This window comes from Caulobacter sp. NIBR1757, assembly GCF_027912495.1.
In the GTDB taxonomy this organism is placed as follows: domain Bacteria; phylum Pseudomonadota; class Alphaproteobacteria; order Caulobacterales; family Caulobacteraceae; genus Caulobacter.
This window is the reverse complement of record NZ_CP115463.1, coordinates 3382759-3399025: the sequence shown is the minus strand read 5'-3', so window position 1 is coordinate 3399025 and position 16267 is coordinate 3382759. Positions and strand designations below refer to the sequence as shown.

The following is a 16267-nucleotide window of genomic DNA, read 5'->3' as shown; positions in this document are numbered from 1 at the left end:
CCTCCCCCGTGAACGGGGGAGGATTGGGAGGCTACTTGGCCTGATACTTGTCGTGACAGCCCTTGCAGGTGCCGCGCACGGCGCCGAAGGCGGCCTGCACCTTTTCGGCGTCGCCGGTCTGGGCGGCGGCGTTGAGCTTGGCGGCCTGGGCGGCGAAGTCGGCCGAAGCGGCCTTGAAGCCGACCGGGTCGGTCCAGACCTCCGCCTTGGCCTTGGTCTTCTCGCCGCTGGACGGACCGCTGCCGACCGGGAACCAGCTCGGGACCTTGCCGGCCAGGGCGTTGATGTTGGCGGCGTAGGTCTTGAGCTTGGCCGGGTCCTTGTCGCCGCTGAGCGTGTCGTAGAGACCTTTCATGGCGCCGCCGATCTGCTTCATGTTCGCCTGCCGGTCCTTGACCTGGCTGGCGGCGTCGTAGGCGAGGGCGGCTCCGGCCGTCAGGGCGATGGCGAGACCGGCGATAAGGGCGCGTTTCATGAAGGGGCTCCGACTGGCGTTGGGCGAACACTAGCCGCGATTTCGGGGCGCTGGAAAGGCCGTGCTTGACCCGGCCCCTGGGGGCGCCCCGACTGATGGCGCGGTCAGCAACCGCAGAGGTGAGTCGTGAGCACTCCGAACCGTTACTTCAGCCCCGCCGAGGCCGCGTCGCGCCTCGGCGTTTCCGCCAAGGCCCTGCGCCTCTACGAGCAGCGCGGCCTGGTCGCCCCGCCGCGCACGGAGGCCGGCTGGCGCGCCTATGGCCCCGAGCAGATGGCCCGCGCCGTGTCGGGAGAAGACCATCCCCCCGAAGGGGGTCGGATGAGGGCAGAGCGGAAGAGGAAGATCGCGCGCGTTCTGGTGCGGACCGCAAAGCTTCTGCTTTGAACCTCAACCACCGAAAGCCGGTGCTGCCCTCATCCGACCGCTTCGCGGCCACCTTCTCCCGGCAAGCGGGAGAAGGGAAAGCGCCAGCTACTCCGCCGCCAGCGCCTCGGCCTGTTGCAGGTCCACACTGACCAGTTGCGAGATCCCCCGCTCGGGCATGGTCACCCCGAACAGGCGGTCCATCCGGCTCATCGTCACCGCGTTGTGGGTGATGGCGATGAAGCGGGTCTGGGTGCGCTGGCGCATCTCGTTGAGCATGTTGCAGTAGCGGTCGACGTTGGCGTCATCGAGCGGCGCATCGACCTCGTCGAGCACGCAGATCGGGGCCGGGTTGGCCAGGAAGACGCCGAAGATCAGGGCGCTGGCGGTCAGGGCCTGCTCGCCGCCGCTCATCAGGCTCATGGTCGAGAGGCGCTTACCGGGCGGGCAGGCGTAGATTTCCAGCCCGGCCTCCAGCGGGTCGTCGCTCTCGATCAGGCGAAGCTCGGCCTCGCCGCCGCCGAACAGGGCCTGGAAGAGGGTCTTGAAGTGGCCGTTGATGATCTCGAAGGCGGCCAGCAGGCGGGTGCGGCCCTCGGCATTGAGTTCCTCGATGCCGGCGCGAAGCTTGGCGATGGCGCCGGTCAGGTCGGCGCGTTCGGTCTTCATCTGCTGGACGCGGGCGGTCTGTTCGACGCTCTCTTCCTCGGCCCGCAGGTTGACCGCGCCGATGGCCTCGCGCTCGCGCTCCAGTTGGAACAGGTGGGCCTCTATGCCCTCGGCGTCCTTGGGGACGGCGACGGCCTCCTCGGCGATGCGGCGGCCCAGTTCCTCGGGCTCCATCTTGGCGGCTTCGCGGATGTTGCCGGCGATTTCGCCAAAGCGGTCGCGGGCCGCGTCGAGGCGGGCGGTCAGGGTGGCGCGGGCTTCGCGAGCCTCGCTGGCGGCGGCTTCGGCGGCGCGCAGGGCTCGCTCGGCGGCGGCGCGGTCGGTCTCGGCCTGGTCGAGGGCGTCGCCGGCCTTGTCGCGACGGGCCTCCGCGACGCCGAACTCGTCCATCAGTCTGGCGCGGCGCTCTTCGATCAGGCCGGGGGCGTCCTTGGCCTGGGCCATCAGGCCCTGGGCCTTCACCCGGTCCTGGTCGAGGGCCTCGATACGGCGGGCGGCGGCGGCCGAGCGGCGGGTCCAGTCCTCGAGGTCGCGGGTCAGGCCTTCCAGCCGGCGGGCGCGGCCGTCGCGCTCGCGGCGTTCGGCGTCGAGGGCCGAGCGGGCTTGCGCGGCGGCTTCGCGGGCGGCGGCGGCGTTACGGCGGGCGTCGTCCAGCATCGGCGAGAGGCTGTCGCCGCCGTCGCCATCGATGCCGGCCTCGGCGGTTTCGAAGCCGGCCTGGGCCTCGACCCGTTCGGCCTCGAAACGGGCGATGGTCTCGTCCAGCGACTGGGCGCGGGCGTCGCGGCGGGCGGCTTCGCGGTCGAGGCGTTCGACGGTGTCGCGGGCGGCGGCCAGGGTGCGTTCGATCTCGCGCGGGGCGGCGCGCACGGCGCCGAGATTGGCCTCGGCCGCCTTGAAGGCCGCGGTCGTTTCCCGGGCCTTGGTCAAGGCCGCCTCATGCAGCGGCGTCAGCCGTTCGATCTCGGATTCCGCTTCGGCCAGGCGGTTGCGCTGCTCAAGCCGGATGGCGGCCGGCTTGGGCGCCTCGGCCCGGGCCACGAAGCCGTCCCAGCGCCAGAGATCGCCTTCCTTGCTGACCAGCCGGCAGCCGGGCTCCAGCGAGGCTTGCAGCTTGGGTCCATCGGCCCGGGCGACGAGGGCGGTGAAGGCCAGCCGGGTGGCCAGTTCCGGCGGCGCCTCGACCAGCGGAGCGAGCGGTTCGGCGCCGGCCGGCCATGTCGGGGCGGCGAGGTCGCGCGTGCCCCAGTAGGCGGCGGCGCGGGCGTCGAGGGCCGCATCCAGGTCCTCGCCGAGGGCGGCGGCCAGGGCGGCCTCATAGCCCTTGCCCGGCTTCACCGAGTCGAGGGCCGGGGCGTAGCTGCTCTTGGCCGGCCGGGCCGACAGCTGGGCCAGGCCCCGGGCCTCGGTCTTGAGGCGGCCCAGCTGGTCCTCCAGCTTGCGCATCTCGTCGCGGGCCGCCTGTTCGGCGCGGGCGGCGTCGCCGCGGGCGGTCTCGGCCGCCTCGACGGCGGCGCGGGCCTCGGCCAGCTGGCCCTCGGCTTCCGTGAGCCTGGCCTTGGCGGCCTGGACTTCGGGATCATTGGCCGGGGCGATGGCGGCCCGTTCCGACTTGGCCTGGTCCAGCGCGCGGACGGTGCGGTTCAGCCGCGAGCGGGCGTCATCCAGCCGCGCCTCGGCGGCCCGGCGGCGAGCCTCGTCGGCGGCGACGGAGGCGGCCAGTCGTTCGACCTCGCCATCGGCCTTGGCGCGGGCCTCTTCAGCGGCCTTCGCCTCGGCCTCCAGCTCGGGCATCCTTGAAGGCGCGGCGGCGATCTCGGCCTCGACGGCGGCGATGTCGGCGGCCAGCCGTTCCAGCGCCGCGCCAGCGTCCTCGACGATATGGGCCTCGCGGGCGGCGTCGGCGTCGATGCGGGCGATCTCGGCGGTCAGGCGGGCGACCTCGGCCTGGGCGCCCTCGGCCTCGCGCTCGACCCGGTCGCGCTCGATGGCCAGGCGGCCAAGGATGGCGGCGGCGACGGTGGCCTCCTCGCGCAGCGGCTTGATCGCCTCGTCGGCGGCGACGGCGGCGGTGTTGGCGGCGGCGGCCTCGCGGGCGGTGGTCTCGACCAGGGCGCCGGCCGTCTGGGTCTCGCCCTCGACCCTCTGCAGAGTGTCGCGGGCCTCGGACCAGCGGCTGAACAGCACCGCCGACTGCAGGGCGCGGATCTCGGCCGACAGCCGCTTGTACTTCTCGGCCGCCCGCGCCTCGCGCTTCAGCCGCCCGAGGTTGCTGTCCAGCTCGCGGATGATGTCGTCGAGCCGGTTGAGGTTGGTCTCCGCCGCCTTCAGGCGCAGCTCGGCCTCATGGCGCCGGGTGTGCAGGCCCGAGACGCCACCGGCCTCTTCCAGGATGCGGCGGCGGTTCTGCGGCTTGGCGGCGATCAGCTCGCTGATCTGGCCCTGGCGCACCAGGGCCGGGCTGTTGGCCCCCGTCGAGGCATCGGCGAACAGCAACTGCACGTCGCGGGCCCGCACTTCGCGGCCGTTGATGCGATAGGTCGAACCCTCGCCCCGGTCGATGCGGCGGACGACCTCGATCACCGGATGCTGGTTGAAGGCGGCCGGCGCCGTCAGGTCGCTGTTGTCGATGGTCAGGGCGACTTCGGCGTGGCTGCGTTGCGGCCGGGCGCCGGCCCCATTGAAGATGACGTCGTCCATGCCGCCGGCCCGCATGGCCTTGGCGGAATTGGCGCCCATCACCCAGCGCAGGGCTTCCAGCAGGTTGGACTTGCCGCAGCCGTTGGGTCCGACCACGCCCGTGAGTCCGGGTTCGATCCGAAACTCTGTCGGCTCGACGAAGGACTTGAAGCCCGTAAGACGAAGCTTCTGGAACTGCACGGTCGGACCCTCGGGTCTCCCTTACCTATTTGCCGCCGGCCTTGGCGTAGGCCTTGTCGATCTCGGCCATCGGCAGTTCGCTTTCGAACTTCTGGTCGCCGATGAAGAAGGTCGGGGTGTATTTCACTTCCTTGGCCTTGGGCTCGTTCAGCCGCTTGTCGAGGGCCAGCAGGGCCTTGTCGTCGCTGAGGCAGGCGCGCACCGCGTCTTCCGACAGCCCGGCCTGGGCGCCGACGTTGAACAGCACCTGCTTGGCGCCGCCGGCGGCGCTGAAGGCCTCTTCCTGGCTGTGGAACAGGGCGTCGATGACGCTGAAGTACTTGTCCTTGCCGGCGCAGCGGCCGAGCAGGTCGCCGGCGGCCGTGTAGCTGTCCTGCGGGCCGAGCTTGTAGGGCCGGAAGGTGTAGTGGATCTTGCCGGTATCGACGTACTTCTTCTTGAATTGCGGGAAGACGTCCTTGTTCCAGTTGGCGCAATGGACGCAGCTCAGCGAGCCGTACTCGATCATCTTCACCTTGGCGTTGACGTCGCCGAGGGTCATGTCGCCGTCGACGGAGCCGCCGGCTCCCCCCTTGTTGCAGCCGACCAGCGCGACGCTGGCGCCGGCGGTGAGGGTGACGGCGATGGCGGCGCCGATGGCGGCGCGGCGGTTGAACAGGCCCATGGGCTCAAAGCTCCCCGAAAAGCAGTGGATCAGTAGAAGGCGATTCTGCTGACCGTACGAAGGCGGCAATAGGAAGGCGCGATGCGGCGCCTAGCGTTGAGAGTCAACGTTCCCGCAGCACCTCGCGGCCGAGACGCAACAGTGCCGCCTTCAAGGGACCATCCGGCGCCTCGGAAAGCCCCTGCGCCAGCTGCGCCTCCGTGGCGGCATCCAGCGGCCCCTTCGGCCGCTTGCGGGCCTGCTGTTTGGCCCCCGGCGCCGGCTTCACCGGCCCCTGGACGATGCGCAGTTTCGAGACGCTGGGGTCGCCCAGCATCATGCCGACGCGGCTGAGAATATCGGGAGCCTGGTGCTGGACGATGGCGGCGGCCGGGCCGGCGACGCGGATCTCCAGGATCGAGGGCTGGCCGGCCCGGCCCTTGACCACCCGCACCGGCTCGGTGTGGCGGGCCAGGGTTTCGCCGACGATCTCGCGCCAGCGGGCGGCCAGGCCGGCGCTGCCCTTGCCGAACCGCTCGTCCAGCGACTTGATCAGCGGGGCCAGCGAGCGTCCGGCCGGCGGCGGCGGTCGCCGCTGCGGCTTGGTTCGCCGCCGGGCCAGAATCTGCGCGGCTTCGTCAGCGGTGGGCAGGGGGCGGCGGGGCGGCATGGGGTCATCATACCGTCCGGAAGGGCGGGCGGGCTAGTGCGACGGCGCCGCCTCGCCGGTCGGCTTGCCCTGGCTCCATTCGGTCTCGATGGCCACCTGAACCTCGTCGCTGACGCCCAGCCTGGTTCCCGGGGCCGGGACGCCGTAGGCGATCCCGAAGTCCGAGCGCTTGAAGCTGGTGGTGGCGGAGAACCCGACCCGGGCCCCGTCATAGGCGTTGGGTTTCCAGCCGCCATTGAACTTCGCCTTCAGGACGATGGGCCGGGTCACGCCCTTGAGGGTGAAATCGCCGGTGATGTCGGCGGTGTCCGGTCCGGTCCGGGTGATCCTGGTCGACTTGAAGGTGATCTTTGGATGGGCGGCGCCGTCCAGCCAGTCTGGACCGGTCAGGGTCTTGTCGAAGCCGGGGATCGACCGCACCGGGGTCTGCAGCGACGTAACGTCGATGTCCACCGTCACCGAGGAGGCCTCGGGGCTGACGGGGTCGAGCGTCAGCGCGCCGGTGAAATCCCGGAACTGGGCGGTGAAGTTCGACATGCCGATGTGATCGACGCGGAAGATGACGGTCGAGTGATCCAGATCAACCTTGTAGGTCCCCGGCAGGATGTCGGGCGCCGCTACGGCCCCGGCCTTCGGGGCTTCGGCGGGCTTGGCGGCGGACGGGCCGGCGGCCAGCAGAATCAGGACGGGCAGGGCGGTGAGCAGACGGCGCATGTCGGATACCTCTTCGCTTCGGTCTTCGGCACTGAGGACGACCGGCGCAAGACGGTTCCGACAGCCGGGCCTCGAAAATTTGTCGCGCCGTGCTAGGTCGCCTGTCGTGAACACCGCCGATCTGCGCGCCCGCCTGCTGGCCTGGTATGACGACAACGCCCGCGACCTGCCTTGGCGCGTCGGTCCGCGCGACCATGCCGCCGGGGTGAAGGCCGATCCCTACCGGGTGTGGCTGTCGGAGGTGATGCTGCAGCAGACGACCGTGCCGCACGCGACGCCGTACTTCCTGAGCTTCACCCGCCGCTGGCCGACCGTCAGCGACCTGGCGGCGGTCGAGGACGGAGACCTGATGGCCGCCTGGGCGGGCCTTGGCTACTACGCCCGGGCCCGCAACCTGCTGGCCTGCGCCCGCGCCGTGGCCCGCGAGCACGGCGGCGTCTTTCCGGACACCGAAGAGGGCTTGCGGGCGCTGCCGGGCGTCGGGGCTTATACGGCCGCCGCCGTGGCGGCCATCGCCTTCGACCGCGCCGCCAACGTCGTCGATGGCAATGTCGAACGGGTGATGAGCCGCCTGTTCGCCGTCGAGGAACCGATGCCGGACAGCAAGCCGGAGCTCAAGGCCCTGGCTGGCGATCTGATCGACGCCCACCGCCCCGGGGATTGGGCCCAGGCGCTGATGGATCTGGGGGCCACGGTCTGTAAACCGAAGTCGCCGATCTGTGATCGCTGCCCGGTCTCCATGCACTGCGCCGCCTTTGGGCGCGGCGACCAGGACACGTTTCCGCGCAAGACAAAGAAGGCCGCCCGGCCGCGGCGCTTCGGTATCGCCTATGTGTTGACCCGTGGTGACGAGGTCGCCCTGGTCCGCCGGCCGGACAAGGGCCTGCTCGGCGGGATGCTCGGCCTGCCCACCAGCGACTGGACCACGGCCCAGCCATCACCCGGCGACGGCGCGCCCGCCAACGCCGCCTGGCGGGAGGCCGGCGAGATCGAGCACGTCTTCACCCACTTCTCGCTGACCCTGAGGGTTCTGCGGGCCGAAGGCGATGCGCCGGGCGTCGTCTGGACGCCGACGGAAGGGCTGGACGCCCTGCCGTCGGTCTTCCTGAAGGCGGCGCGCCAGGCCTTGCTCAGCCCCCGCCTGCTCTAGGCGGCCATCCCGGCGCGGACCTTGCTACGCAGCACATCGATGGGGGCCAGGCCGGCGTCGGTCTTGAAGCGCCAGTAGGTCCAGCCGTTGCAGGCCGGGGCGTTCTCCATCATCGCGCCCATCTTGTGGATCGAACCGGTCAGGTCGCCGACCGCCAGGCTGCCGTCGGCCCGCACGCGCGCCGCCTTCAACCCCTTGGGGCACCACAGTTCGTCGCCCGGCTGAAGCAGGCCGGCCTCGACCAGCTGGCCGAACGGCACCCGCGGCTCCGACCGCTTGGAGCCCATGACTTCCAGGTCCTGCGGCGCCACCGGCTGAACCTTGGCGATGCGTTCTTTGGCGACGGCGATGTACTCGGCCTCGCGCTCGATGCCGATGAACTTGCGGCCCAGCCGCTTGGCCGCCGCGCCGGTCGAGCCCGAGCCGAAGAAGGGATCCAGCACGATGTCGCCGGGCTTGGTGGTGGCCAGCAGCACCCGGTGCAGCAGGGCCTCGGGCTTCTGGGTCGGGTGGGCCTTGCTGCCGTCCGCCTTCTTGACCCGCTCGTCACCGGTGCACAGCGGGATGGTCCAGTCCGACCGCATCTGGGTGTCGTCGTTGAACACCTTCAGGGCGTCGTAGTTGAAGGTGTAGCGCTTGCCGCCCTTGGATTTCGAGGCCCAGATCAGCGTCTCATGGGCGTTGGTGAACCGGGTGCCCTTGAAGTTCGGCATCGGGTTGGACTTGCGCCAGACCACGTCGTTGAGGATCCAGAACCCCAGGTCCTGCAGCGCCACGCCGACGCGGAAGATGTTGTGATAGCTGCCGATCACCCACAGGGCGCCGTCGTCCTTGAGGACGCGCTGGCACTCCTTCATCCACTCGCGGGTGAACTTGTCGTAGGCGGCGAAGCTCTCGAACTGGTCCCAGTGGTCGTCGACCGCGTCGACCTTGGAATTGTCGGGCCGCAGCAGGTCGCCGCCCAGCTGCAGGTTATAGGGCGGGTCGGCGAAGACCAGGTCGACGGAGCGGTCGGGCAGGGCCCGCAGCTGCTCGATGCAGTCGCCTTGGATGATAGTCTCGGACCCGAACGCCATTGGTAACCCCGTCAAATGAGTCCGATCATTCTCGGGAGTCGTGGTGAAGGCCGGGTTACGGGACGTGGTTAGCGAAAGGTTACCGCTGTCGCCTCTCGACTTCCGTGCGGGGAAATCGTGGATGGTCTGCGAAGCGCCTCCGCCAGAGAGGCTAAGGGAAACACCATGGCCGCCCTCGACCACCTCTACCAATCGCGCCTCAGCCCCTTCTACCAGGACCACCACCGCGCCTGGGGCGACACCCTGCGGCGCTGGGTCGAGAAGGAGATCATGCCCTTCGCCGACCAGTGGGACGAGGCGGGGGAATTTCCGCGCGAGCTTTACCAGAAGGCGTCGGAGATCGGCCTGCTGCGCCTCGGCTGGCCTGAGGAGTATGGCGGCATCCCCACCGATCCCTTCATGTCCATCGTCACCTCGACCGAGATGGCCCGGCATGGCGCCGGCGGCATCAACGCCAGCCTGATGAGCCATGGCATCGGCCTGCCGCCGATCCGCACTCTGGGCACGCAGGAGATGAAGGACCGCATCATCCCGCAGGTGCTGTCCGGCGAGAAGATCAGCGCCCTCGCCATCACCGAACCCACCGGCGGCTCGGACGTCGCGAACCTCAAGACCACGGCCCGGCGCGAGGGCGACGAGTACGTCGTCAACGGCAGCAAGATGTTCATCACCTCGGGCATGCGGGCCGACTACTACACCGTCGCCGTGCGCACCGGCGGGGAGGGGGCCGGCGGCGTCTCCCTGCTGCTGATCGAACGCGACCGGCCGGGCTTCACCCGCACCCCGCTGAAGAAGCAGGGCTGGTGGGCGTCCGATACCGCCGCCCTCTATTTCGACGACGTGCGGGTGCCGGTCGAGAACCTGATCGGGGCCGAGAACCAGGGCTTCGCCGGCATCATGAACAACTTCAACTCCGAGCGGATCGGCATGACCGCCGGGGCTATCGGCTTCTCCAAGGTCTGCCTGGAAGACGCGCTTGCCTGGGCCCAGGAGCGCAAGACCTTCGGCAAACGCCTCGCCGACCACCAGGTCATCCGCCACAAGCTGGCCGACATGTACAAGCGCATCAACGCCACCCAGTCCTGGCTGGAAACCCTGGCCTGGCGCGTGCAGCAGGGCGAGAAGCCCATCGCCGAGATCGCCCTGCTCAAGGTCCAGGCCACCGAGACCATGGAATATTGCGCCCGCGAGGCCATGCAGGTGATGGGCGGCAACGGCTACATGCGGGGCGGCCGGGTGGAGCGGATCTACCGCGAGGTGCGGGTCTACGCGATCGGTGGCGGCAGCGAGGAGATCATGCGCGATCTCGCGGCGCGGCAGATGGGGATTTAGGACGCAATTCCTCCTCCGGCGCGCAGCGGCGGGGGAGGGGGACCGCCGGCCCGACTCAGGGCCGGTGGTGGAGGGGGCAGCACCGGCGGATGGGATTGCTATGAACGCAGTCGTCGCGGCCTGCGCCAGAACGCTCTTCAACCAGACAGGCCGGCGCTGCCCCCTCCACCATGACCTTCGGTCGCGGTCCCCCTCCCTCGTCCGCTACGCGGCCGAAGGAGGATTTTCGAGCGGCAACTCTGGAACCAGCGGTGGCAAACCGCACACCTCCCGTACCGCGCCCCAGCTCAGCCGGTGCTGCGGACAAGGCCCCAGTTCCCGCAACGCCGCGAAGTGGGCCTTGGCGCTGTAGCCCTTGTGGCTGGCGAACCCATACCCCGGATGCTCGGCGTCCAGCGCCACCATCACCCGGTCGCGCGCCACCTTGGCCAGGATCGACGCCGCCGCGATCGAGGCGGAAATTCCGTCGCCGCCGACCACTGTCTTCACCTCACAGGGCAGCTTGAACCGGTAGTTGCCGTCAACCAGCGCATAGACCGGCTTCACCGACAGCGCCTCGATGGCCCGGCACATGGCCAGGCCCGCCGCATGCAGGATGTTCAGCTCGGCGATCTCCTCGACCGAGGCGAACCCCACGCCGAACGCCACCGCCTTCAGCTTGATCTCGAACTCCAGCTCCTCGCGCTGCTTGTGGGTCAGCTTCTTGGAGTCGTTCAGCCCCTTGGGCAGCCGCAGCTGAGGATCGAAGATCACCGCCCCGGCGCTGACCGGCCCGGCCAGCGGCCCACGGCCGGCCTCATCCACGCCGCAGACGGGGCCGGGGCAGGCGCGTTCCAGCAGAAGATCAGGCTTTTTGGCCATGGGCGAGGTGTCGGCACTCTTCGTGGCGGAAACAGGTCGTCTGGTGATCGTTGACCATCCCGACCGCCTGCATGAAGGCATAGACGATCACCGGCCCGGTAAACTTGAAGCCCTTCTGTTTCAAGGCCTTGGCCATCGCCTCGGCCTGCGGCGTCTTGACCGGCGCCTCCTTGAAGGACGTCCACTGGTTCTGGATCGGCGCCCCGCCCACGAAGTCCCAGAGGAAGGCGCTGAAATCCTCGCCCTTCTCACGCATGTCGAGCCACAGCCGGGCGCCATTGATGGCCATGTCGATCTTGGCGTTGGAGCGGACGATGCCCGCATCCGCCATCAGCCGGGCGCGATCCGCGTCGCCGTAGCGGGCCACCTTCTCCGGATCGAAGTCGTCGAAGGCCAGGCGGAAGGCCTCGCGCTTCTTGAGGATGGTGATCCACGACAGCCCGGCCTGGAACCCGTCCAGCACCAGCTTCTCCCACAGCGCCCGGGCGTCCCACTCGGGCACGCCCCATTCGGTGTCGTGGTAGTCGATATAGATCTGGTCCTTCACGCCGGGCCAGGGGCAGCGAATCAAGCCGTCGGTCATGGCGATGTTCCTAGCATGTTCCGGGCGAACACACCCCGCATCTGGGGATGACCCGCGAGTTTCCGGCCGATTACTCTTGGGCTTGAGGCAATGGGGCGGACCATGAAACGACTGATCGCACTGTTTGCAGCGCTGACCCTGCTGGTCGCGCCGGTGACGGCCGCCGCCGCCAGTCTGTCCGGCGTCATGGCCGCCGCCGAGAAGGGCGACGCCGCCACACTGCTGCGGGACTGGAAGGATCCCTCGGTCGTCGAAGCCCTGAAGCTCATCGGCCCGGATGCGGTGATCGACTACTATGTCGCCGTCGGCAAAGCCCTCGACCGCCTGGGTCGGCGCAAGGCGGCGGCCCAGGCCTACGATCTGGCGATCGAGGAGGGACGCGCCAGCCGTGGCCCCCGTCACGCGTCGTTGATCGAAATTCACCGCCTGCTGGGCGCCGCCCAGTTCGCCGACGGCCAGTACGCCGATGCCGTCTGGAACCTCGAGGAAGCCTCGTCCATCGCCACGGGCGCGCTAGGTCCCAACGACCCGCTGGTCGCCGCCCTCGACAGGACCAGCGCCCAGTACGCCAGGACTGCCACCGCCAGGGGCGTCGATCTCGGCGGCAACGGCGACATTCCGCCCCCTCCGCCGCCACCCCCGCCCGGTTCGCCGCCCGCCCCGGCCCGGCGGGTCGATGACCGCAAGCCCTTCCAGAAGGTCACCGTCTACTACGCCACCGAGCGCCGCCCGACCGGCTCGGCCCTGCCGGCCAGCTTCTACGGCGGCAAGCGCGGGCCGATGGTCTTTGGCAAGGCGGTGGTCAGCGTCCCCAGCCGGCGGCAGGTGGGCGAGATCCCCACCCCGTCGGTCTTCACCCTGACCCTCAGGGCCGACCCGGAAAAGCACTTCATCCTGACCAGCCTGGCCCCGATCTCCACCCGCGAGGGCTTCCTCGGCGAGGTGGCCGGCGCCGTCGGCCGGTCGCGCGAGAAGGAGGCCTTCGTCTTCATCCACGGCTTCAACTCCAGCTTCGAGAATGGCGCCCTGCGCACCGCCCAGCTGGCTGCCGACCTGAAGTTCGACGGCGCGCCGATCCTCTACAGTTGGCCCTCGCGCGGCGACGTCTTCGGCTATGGCGACGACGCAAGGGAGTCCGAAAGCGACCGCGAGGCCAGCACCCTGGCTGACTTCCTGCGGGACGTGGCGACGAAGACCGGGGCCGAGCGCATCACCCTCATCGCCCATTCGATGGGTAACCGGCCGCTGCTGAACGCCTTGCAGAAGATCGCCCCGCCGCCGGCCGGCGCGCCGCCGCTGTTCGATGAGGTGGTGCTGGCGGCGCCAGACGTCGGCGTCGATGATTTCGACAAGGCCTGGCCGCGCGTGCGCCAGGCCGGCGGGCGCTTCACCCTCTATGCCTCCAGCCGCGACAAGGCGCTGATGTTTTCGGCCCAGATCAACGGCATGCGACGTGTGGGCGACGCCCGTCAGCTGGTGCTCGTCGACGGCCTCGAAAGCATCGACACCACCGCCGCCAGCAACGGGTTGATCGGTCATGACGACTTCGCCGGCACGGCGCTGGACGACTTCCGCGCCGTGGTCTGGCTCAGCCTCGCCCCCGATCGCCGCTGCGTGCTGCAGCAGGGGCAGGGCGACCGGCGCTGGTGGGCCTTCGGCGGGGCCTGTCCGGTCACCGACTTTCGGGCCGCCACCCTCGCCGCCCGCGCGGCCGGCGGGGCGGGGGCGGCGATCACCGAGGTGGATCAGCAGATGTCCCGCATCAGCGGCCCGGCAAGAGAAGCCATGGACCGCATGCGCCAGATGCTCAGCGGGTTCGAGGAGCGCTAGAAAGCGATCGTCGCGGCGAGATAGACCCGCCCGTCGTAGTTGACGCCCCGCTCATGGCTGTCGGTATCGTACCAGCGCAGGTCCAGCGCCAGCCTGTCCGTGGCCTTCCAGGTCACCCCGGCGTTCCAGGCGCGGTAGTCGGCGCCGCCGTCCTGCTCGCGCAGTCCGTAGGCGGCGGAAACCTTCCAGTTTTCGGCCAGCTCGCGGCTGGCCTGGGTCTCGATCCACCAGGCGGCCTCTGTGGCGGCGTAGTTGTCGGGGCTGTATTCGACGCGCAGGCGCAGGTCGGTTCCCGCCAGCGGCACGGACGCCTCGGCCCGCAGTTCAAGCCACTCGCTCTGGAACCCGTCGGCCGTGCCCGGCATGGTCTTGGCCATGGCCCGCAGGTCGAACTTCACTTCTCCGGCCGCCAGCCTGGCGCCGATATAGGCATGCACCTCGGAATCGCCGCCCTGCGAGGTGTCGGCGCCGCTGGCCCAGGCGCCGATGTAGACCGGCTTGAAGTCGTAGGAAGCATCGAGCTGCAGCACCGGATCGCCGGCGCTCTTGCCCGCGCCCTTGGAGATATACTCGCTGGCCAGCGTCGCCTTGACGGCCCAGGGCTTGTCGTCCTGGGCCAGGGCGGCGCCGGGCAGGGCGGCCAGGGACAGGCCAGCGAAGGTCGTCAGTGTCCGGAGCATAAGGCGCAGATAGGGCGCTGGCCCGCTGGTGGCAAGCCGTCCGTAGACGTCAGATAATCTTGAACAGTCTCAGGCCCTGATAGAGGCAGAGGAACAGCACCAGGAACCCCACCATCCAGGTGAAGATCTTCACCGGCACGATCTTGACCACCCAGCCGGCCAGGGGCGCGGCCAGCACCCCGCCGACGACCAGTCCGGCCACGGCGGCGGCGTGCTGCATCAGCCCGCCGGTCTTGTCCCAGTGGCCGGTGAGCAGGGCGGTGACAAAGGCCACCGAGATGGCCACGGTGACGAAGAACTCGGCGGTGTTGACGGTGCCGATCGAATAGCGCGGCTCGGTGCCGGTGCCGACCAGGGCGCTGGTCACCGTCGGACCCCAGCCGCCGCCGCCCGTGGCGTCGCAGAAGCCGCCGACCAGGCCGAGCGGCGCGATCAGCTTGGGCGAGGTCGGCGTCTTGCTGGCGCCCTTCCAGGCTCGCCACAGGATGACCAGGCCCATGATCCCCAGGTAGACGACAATGAAGGGTTTGATGGTGTTGCCGTCGATGCTGGTCAGCACATAGGCCCCCAGCACGCCGCCGACCACCCCGGCGATGGTCAGGGGGAAGAACATCTTCCAGTTGACGTTCTTGTGGGCGACGTGGCTGACGGCGGAGGTGGCGGTGGTGAATACCTCGGCCGCATGAACGCTGGCCGAGGCCGCGGCCGGCGGCACGCCGAAGGCCAGCAGCACCGTCGAACTGACCACGCCATAGGCCATGCCCAGGGCGCCATCGACGATCTGGGCGCCGAAACCGACGAAAAAGAACAGCAGGAAGTCTTGCATGGGCGCTCCGAGGCTGGCCTTCGCAGTACCGTCTTAAAACCGACCTAATGAATAGGAATAAATCTATCGCCCCCGATAGAGGCTCTTCACCACTTTGGAAACGCCCCTTGAGGGCTTAAGTTACCCGCAATGGCCCAAGACCACACCCTCCTCCGCCCCTGGCGTCACATCGACCGCCGCAAGTCCCGCCAGATCATGGTCGGCAAGGTGCCGGTCGGCGGCGACGCGCCGATCGCCGTGCAGTCGATGACCAACACCCTCACCGCCGACGCGGCGGCCACCATCGACCAGGTTCGCCAGCTGGAGGAGGCCGGGGCCGACATCGTCCGCGTCAGCTGCCCCGACGTCGAATCCACCGCCGCCTTGCCGACCATCGTGCGGGAGTCGAAGGTCCCGATCGTCGCCGACATCCACTTCCACTACAAACGCGGCATTGAGGCCGCCAAGGCCGGCGCCGCCTGCCTGCGCATCAACCCCGGCAACATCGGCAGCCCCGACCGCGTCCGCGAGGTCATCCAGGCCGCCCGCGACCACGGCTGTTCCATGCGCATCGGCGTCAACGCCGGCTCGCTGGAGCGCGAGCTTCTGGAAAAATACGGCGAGCCCTGCCCCGACGCCATGGTCGAGAGCGCGCTCAGCCACGCCCGCATCCTGCAGGACCACGACTTCCACGACTTCAAGATCTCGGTGAAGGCCTCCGACATCTTCATGACCGTCGCCGCCTACCAGCAGCTCAGCGAAGCCATAGACTGCCCGCTGCACCTGGGCATCACCGAAGCCGGCGCCCTGCGCACCGGCACGGTCAAGTCCTCGATCGGCATCGGCAACCTGCTCTGGGCCGGCATCGGCGACACCATCCGCGTCAGCCTGGCCGCTGACCCGGTGGAGGAGATCAAGGTCGGCTTCGATATTCTCAAGTCGATGGGCCTGCGCCACCGCGGCGTCAACATCATCGCCTGCCCCAGCTGCGCCCGTCAGGGCTTCAACGTCATCAAGACGGTGGAGGCCCTCGAAGAACGCCTGGCCCACGTCTCCACCCCGCTGTCGCTCAGCATCATCGGCTGCGTGGTCAACGGCCCGGGCGAGGCGCTGATGACCGATCTGGGCTTCACCGGCGGCGGCGCCGGGTCGGGCATGGTCTACATGGCCGGCAAGCCCGACCATAAACAATCCAACGAGACCATGGTCGACCACATCGTCGAGCTGGTCGAGAAGAAGGCCGCCGAGCTCGAGGCGGCGAAAGCGGCGGCGGAACTGCAGGCGGCGGAATAGTCGCACCCCGTTCCGCCCACCCTGACCCATTCTGAGCAACCCGTTTGTTTCGGGCTCCGCCGAGTCGGCTAGACTACATAACGGTTTGACGACGGCGGGTCTGGGGGCAGTCCCCGCCGTTCGAAATCCGCACATTCAGTTGCAATCAGGCGTAGAGTTCGGACGCAGAGTTTTGCGTTCGTCCATTTCAACCCAAGTCGGGCCGACCTTCCTGTCGTGCAACCGGGGATAGACCATGCG

Annotated in this window: 15 protein-coding genes; 5 read left to right on the top strand and 10 right to left on the bottom strand. The window is 69.3% G+C overall.

Translation table 11 applies throughout. The features are described from left to right. Positions 1–31: 31 nt before the first annotated feature. Positions 32–475, bottom strand: coding sequence for a cytochrome c (locus O5I81_RS16485; protein WP_271065951.1), 444 nt, complete (start codon positions 473–475; stop codon positions 32–34). Between the two features lie 126 nt (positions 476–601). Here O5I81_RS16485 and O5I81_RS16480 point away from each other — a divergent pair, with 126 nt between their 5' ends. After that, positions 602–862 carry a MerR family transcriptional regulator gene (locus O5I81_RS16480; protein ID WP_271065950.1) on the top strand — a complete coding sequence of 87 codons (261 nt, stop codon included), beginning with the start codon at positions 602–604 and terminating at the stop codon, positions 860–862. Positions 863–949: 87 nt separating this feature from the next. On the opposite strand, the gene smc is transcribed toward O5I81_RS16480, so the two are convergent. The 4 genes from smc to O5I81_RS16460 form a co-directional block, all read right to left on the bottom strand. After that, on the bottom strand, positions 950–4390 hold the full coding sequence (gene smc / locus O5I81_RS16475) for a chromosome segregation protein SMC (RefSeq protein ID WP_271065949.1): 3441 nt from the start codon (positions 4388–4390) through the stop codon (positions 950–952). A 25-nt stretch (positions 4391–4415) separates the two neighbouring features. After that, positions 4416–5054, bottom strand: a complete 639-nt coding sequence (locus O5I81_RS16470; protein ID WP_271065948.1) for a thioredoxin domain-containing protein — start codon at positions 5052–5054, stop codon at positions 4416–4418. Between the two features lie 103 nt (positions 5055–5157). After that, positions 5158–5703: a DciA family protein gene (locus tag O5I81_RS16465; RefSeq protein ID WP_271065947.1), complete on the bottom strand. Its 546-nt coding sequence runs from the start codon at positions 5701–5703 to the stop codon at positions 5158–5160. A gap of 33 nt (positions 5704–5736) precedes the next feature. After that, positions 5737–6417: a YceI family protein gene (locus O5I81_RS16460; RefSeq protein WP_271065946.1), complete on the bottom strand. Its 681-nt coding sequence runs from the start codon at positions 6415–6417 to the stop codon at positions 5737–5739. 106 nt (positions 6418–6523) lie between these two features. Here O5I81_RS16460 and mutY point away from each other — a divergent pair, with 106 nt between their 5' ends. Continuing rightward, complete coding sequence (gene mutY, locus O5I81_RS16455; RefSeq protein ID WP_271065945.1) at positions 6524–7567, top strand: A/G-specific adenine glycosylase; 1044 nt, start codon at positions 6524–6526, stop codon at positions 7565–7567. On the opposite strand, the gene O5I81_RS16450 is transcribed toward mutY, so the two are convergent. Beyond that, entirely contained in the window at positions 7564–8643 is a 1080-nt protein-coding gene (locus O5I81_RS16450) for a site-specific DNA-methyltransferase (RefSeq protein WP_271065944.1), read from the bottom strand. The genes mutY and O5I81_RS16450 overlap by 4 nt on opposite strands. A gap of 165 nt (positions 8644–8808) precedes the next feature. Here O5I81_RS16450 and O5I81_RS16445 point away from each other — a divergent pair, with 165 nt between their 5' ends. Beyond that, positions 8809–9975 (top strand): acyl-CoA dehydrogenase family protein, encoded by a 1167-nt coding sequence (locus O5I81_RS16445; RefSeq protein WP_271065943.1) that lies wholly within the window; start codon positions 8809–8811, stop codon positions 9973–9975. Between the two features lie 204 nt (positions 9976–10179). Here O5I81_RS16445 and O5I81_RS16440 read toward each other — a convergent pair whose 3' ends face one another. Both O5I81_RS16440 and O5I81_RS16435 read right to left on the bottom strand, forming a co-directional pair. Continuing rightward, positions 10180–10836, bottom strand: coding sequence for a ribonuclease HII (locus tag O5I81_RS16440; RefSeq protein WP_271065942.1), 657 nt, complete (start codon positions 10834–10836; stop codon positions 10180–10182). Then, positions 10820–11419, bottom strand: coding sequence for a DNA-3-methyladenine glycosylase I (locus O5I81_RS16435; protein WP_271065941.1), 600 nt, complete (start codon positions 11417–11419; stop codon positions 10820–10822). The genes O5I81_RS16440 and O5I81_RS16435 overlap by 17 nt, the downstream gene beginning before the upstream one ends. Before the next feature lie 102 nt (positions 11420–11521). Here O5I81_RS16435 and O5I81_RS16430 point away from each other — a divergent pair, with 102 nt between their 5' ends. Beyond that, entirely contained in the window at positions 11522–13249 is a 1728-nt protein-coding gene (locus tag O5I81_RS16430; RefSeq protein ID WP_271065940.1) for an alpha/beta fold hydrolase, read from the top strand. Here the strand turns inward: O5I81_RS16430 and O5I81_RS16425 are convergent. Beyond that, a complete protein-coding gene (locus O5I81_RS16425) occupies positions 13246–13929 on the bottom strand; it encodes a TorF family putative porin (RefSeq protein ID WP_271065939.1) in 684 nt (227 codons plus the stop codon). The two genes, O5I81_RS16430 and O5I81_RS16425, sit on opposite strands and share 4 nt — an antisense overlap. Positions 13930–13978: 49 nt before the next feature. Then, entirely contained in the window at positions 13979–14755 is a 777-nt protein-coding gene (locus O5I81_RS16420; RefSeq protein WP_271065938.1) for a sulfite exporter TauE/SafE family protein, read from the bottom strand. A gap of 129 nt (positions 14756–14884) precedes the next feature. Between O5I81_RS16420 and ispG the strand changes: the two genes are divergently transcribed. Further along, positions 14885–16027, top strand: a complete 1143-nt coding sequence (gene ispG / locus O5I81_RS16415; protein WP_271065937.1) for a flavodoxin-dependent (E)-4-hydroxy-3-methylbut-2-enyl-diphosphate synthase — start codon at positions 14885–14887, stop codon at positions 16025–16027. The last annotated feature ends 240 nt before the right edge of the window (positions 16028–16267 follow it).

Excerpts from the sequence above, each read along its gene's own strand:
- O5I81_RS16485 (WP_271065951.1), bottom strand. The coding sequence starts at position 475 with ATGAAACGCGCCCTTATCGCCGGTCTCGCCATCGCCCTGACGGCCGGA.
- O5I81_RS16470 (WP_271065948.1), bottom strand. The coding sequence starts at position 5,054 with ATGGGCCTGTTCAACCGCCGCGCCGCCATCGGCGCCGCCATCGCCGTC.
- O5I81_RS16465 (WP_271065947.1), bottom strand. The coding sequence starts at position 5,703 with ATGCCGCCCCGCCGCCCCCTGCCCACCGCTGACGAAGCCGCGCAGATT.
- O5I81_RS16460 (WP_271065946.1), bottom strand. The coding sequence starts at position 6,417 with ATGCGCCGTCTGCTCACCGCCCTGCCCGTCCTGATTCTGCTGGCCGCC.
- O5I81_RS16450 (WP_271065944.1), bottom strand. The coding sequence starts at position 8,643 with ATGGCGTTCGGGTCCGAGACTATCATCCAAGGCGACTGCATCGAGCAG.
- O5I81_RS16445 (WP_271065943.1), top strand. The coding sequence starts at position 8,809 with ATGGCCGCCCTCGACCACCTCTACCAATCGCGCCTCAGCCCCTTCTAC.
- O5I81_RS16440 (WP_271065942.1), bottom strand. The coding sequence starts at position 10,836 with ATGGCCAAAAAGCCTGATCTTCTGCTGGAACGCGCCTGCCCCGGCCCC.
- O5I81_RS16435 (WP_271065941.1), bottom strand. The coding sequence starts at position 11,419 with ATGACCGACGGCTTGATTCGCTGCCCCTGGCCCGGCGTGAAGGACCAG.
- O5I81_RS16430 (WP_271065940.1), top strand. The coding sequence starts at position 11,522 with ATGAAACGACTGATCGCACTGTTTGCAGCGCTGACCCTGCTGGTCGCG.
- O5I81_RS16425 (WP_271065939.1), bottom strand. The coding sequence starts at position 13,929 with ATGCTCCGGACACTGACGACCTTCGCTGGCCTGTCCCTGGCCGCCCTG.
- O5I81_RS16420 (WP_271065938.1), bottom strand. The coding sequence starts at position 14,755 with ATGCAAGACTTCCTGCTGTTCTTTTTCGTCGGTTTCGGCGCCCAGATC.
- ispG (WP_271065937.1), top strand. The coding sequence starts at position 14,885 with ATGGCCCAAGACCACACCCTCCTCCGCCCCTGGCGTCACATCGACCGC.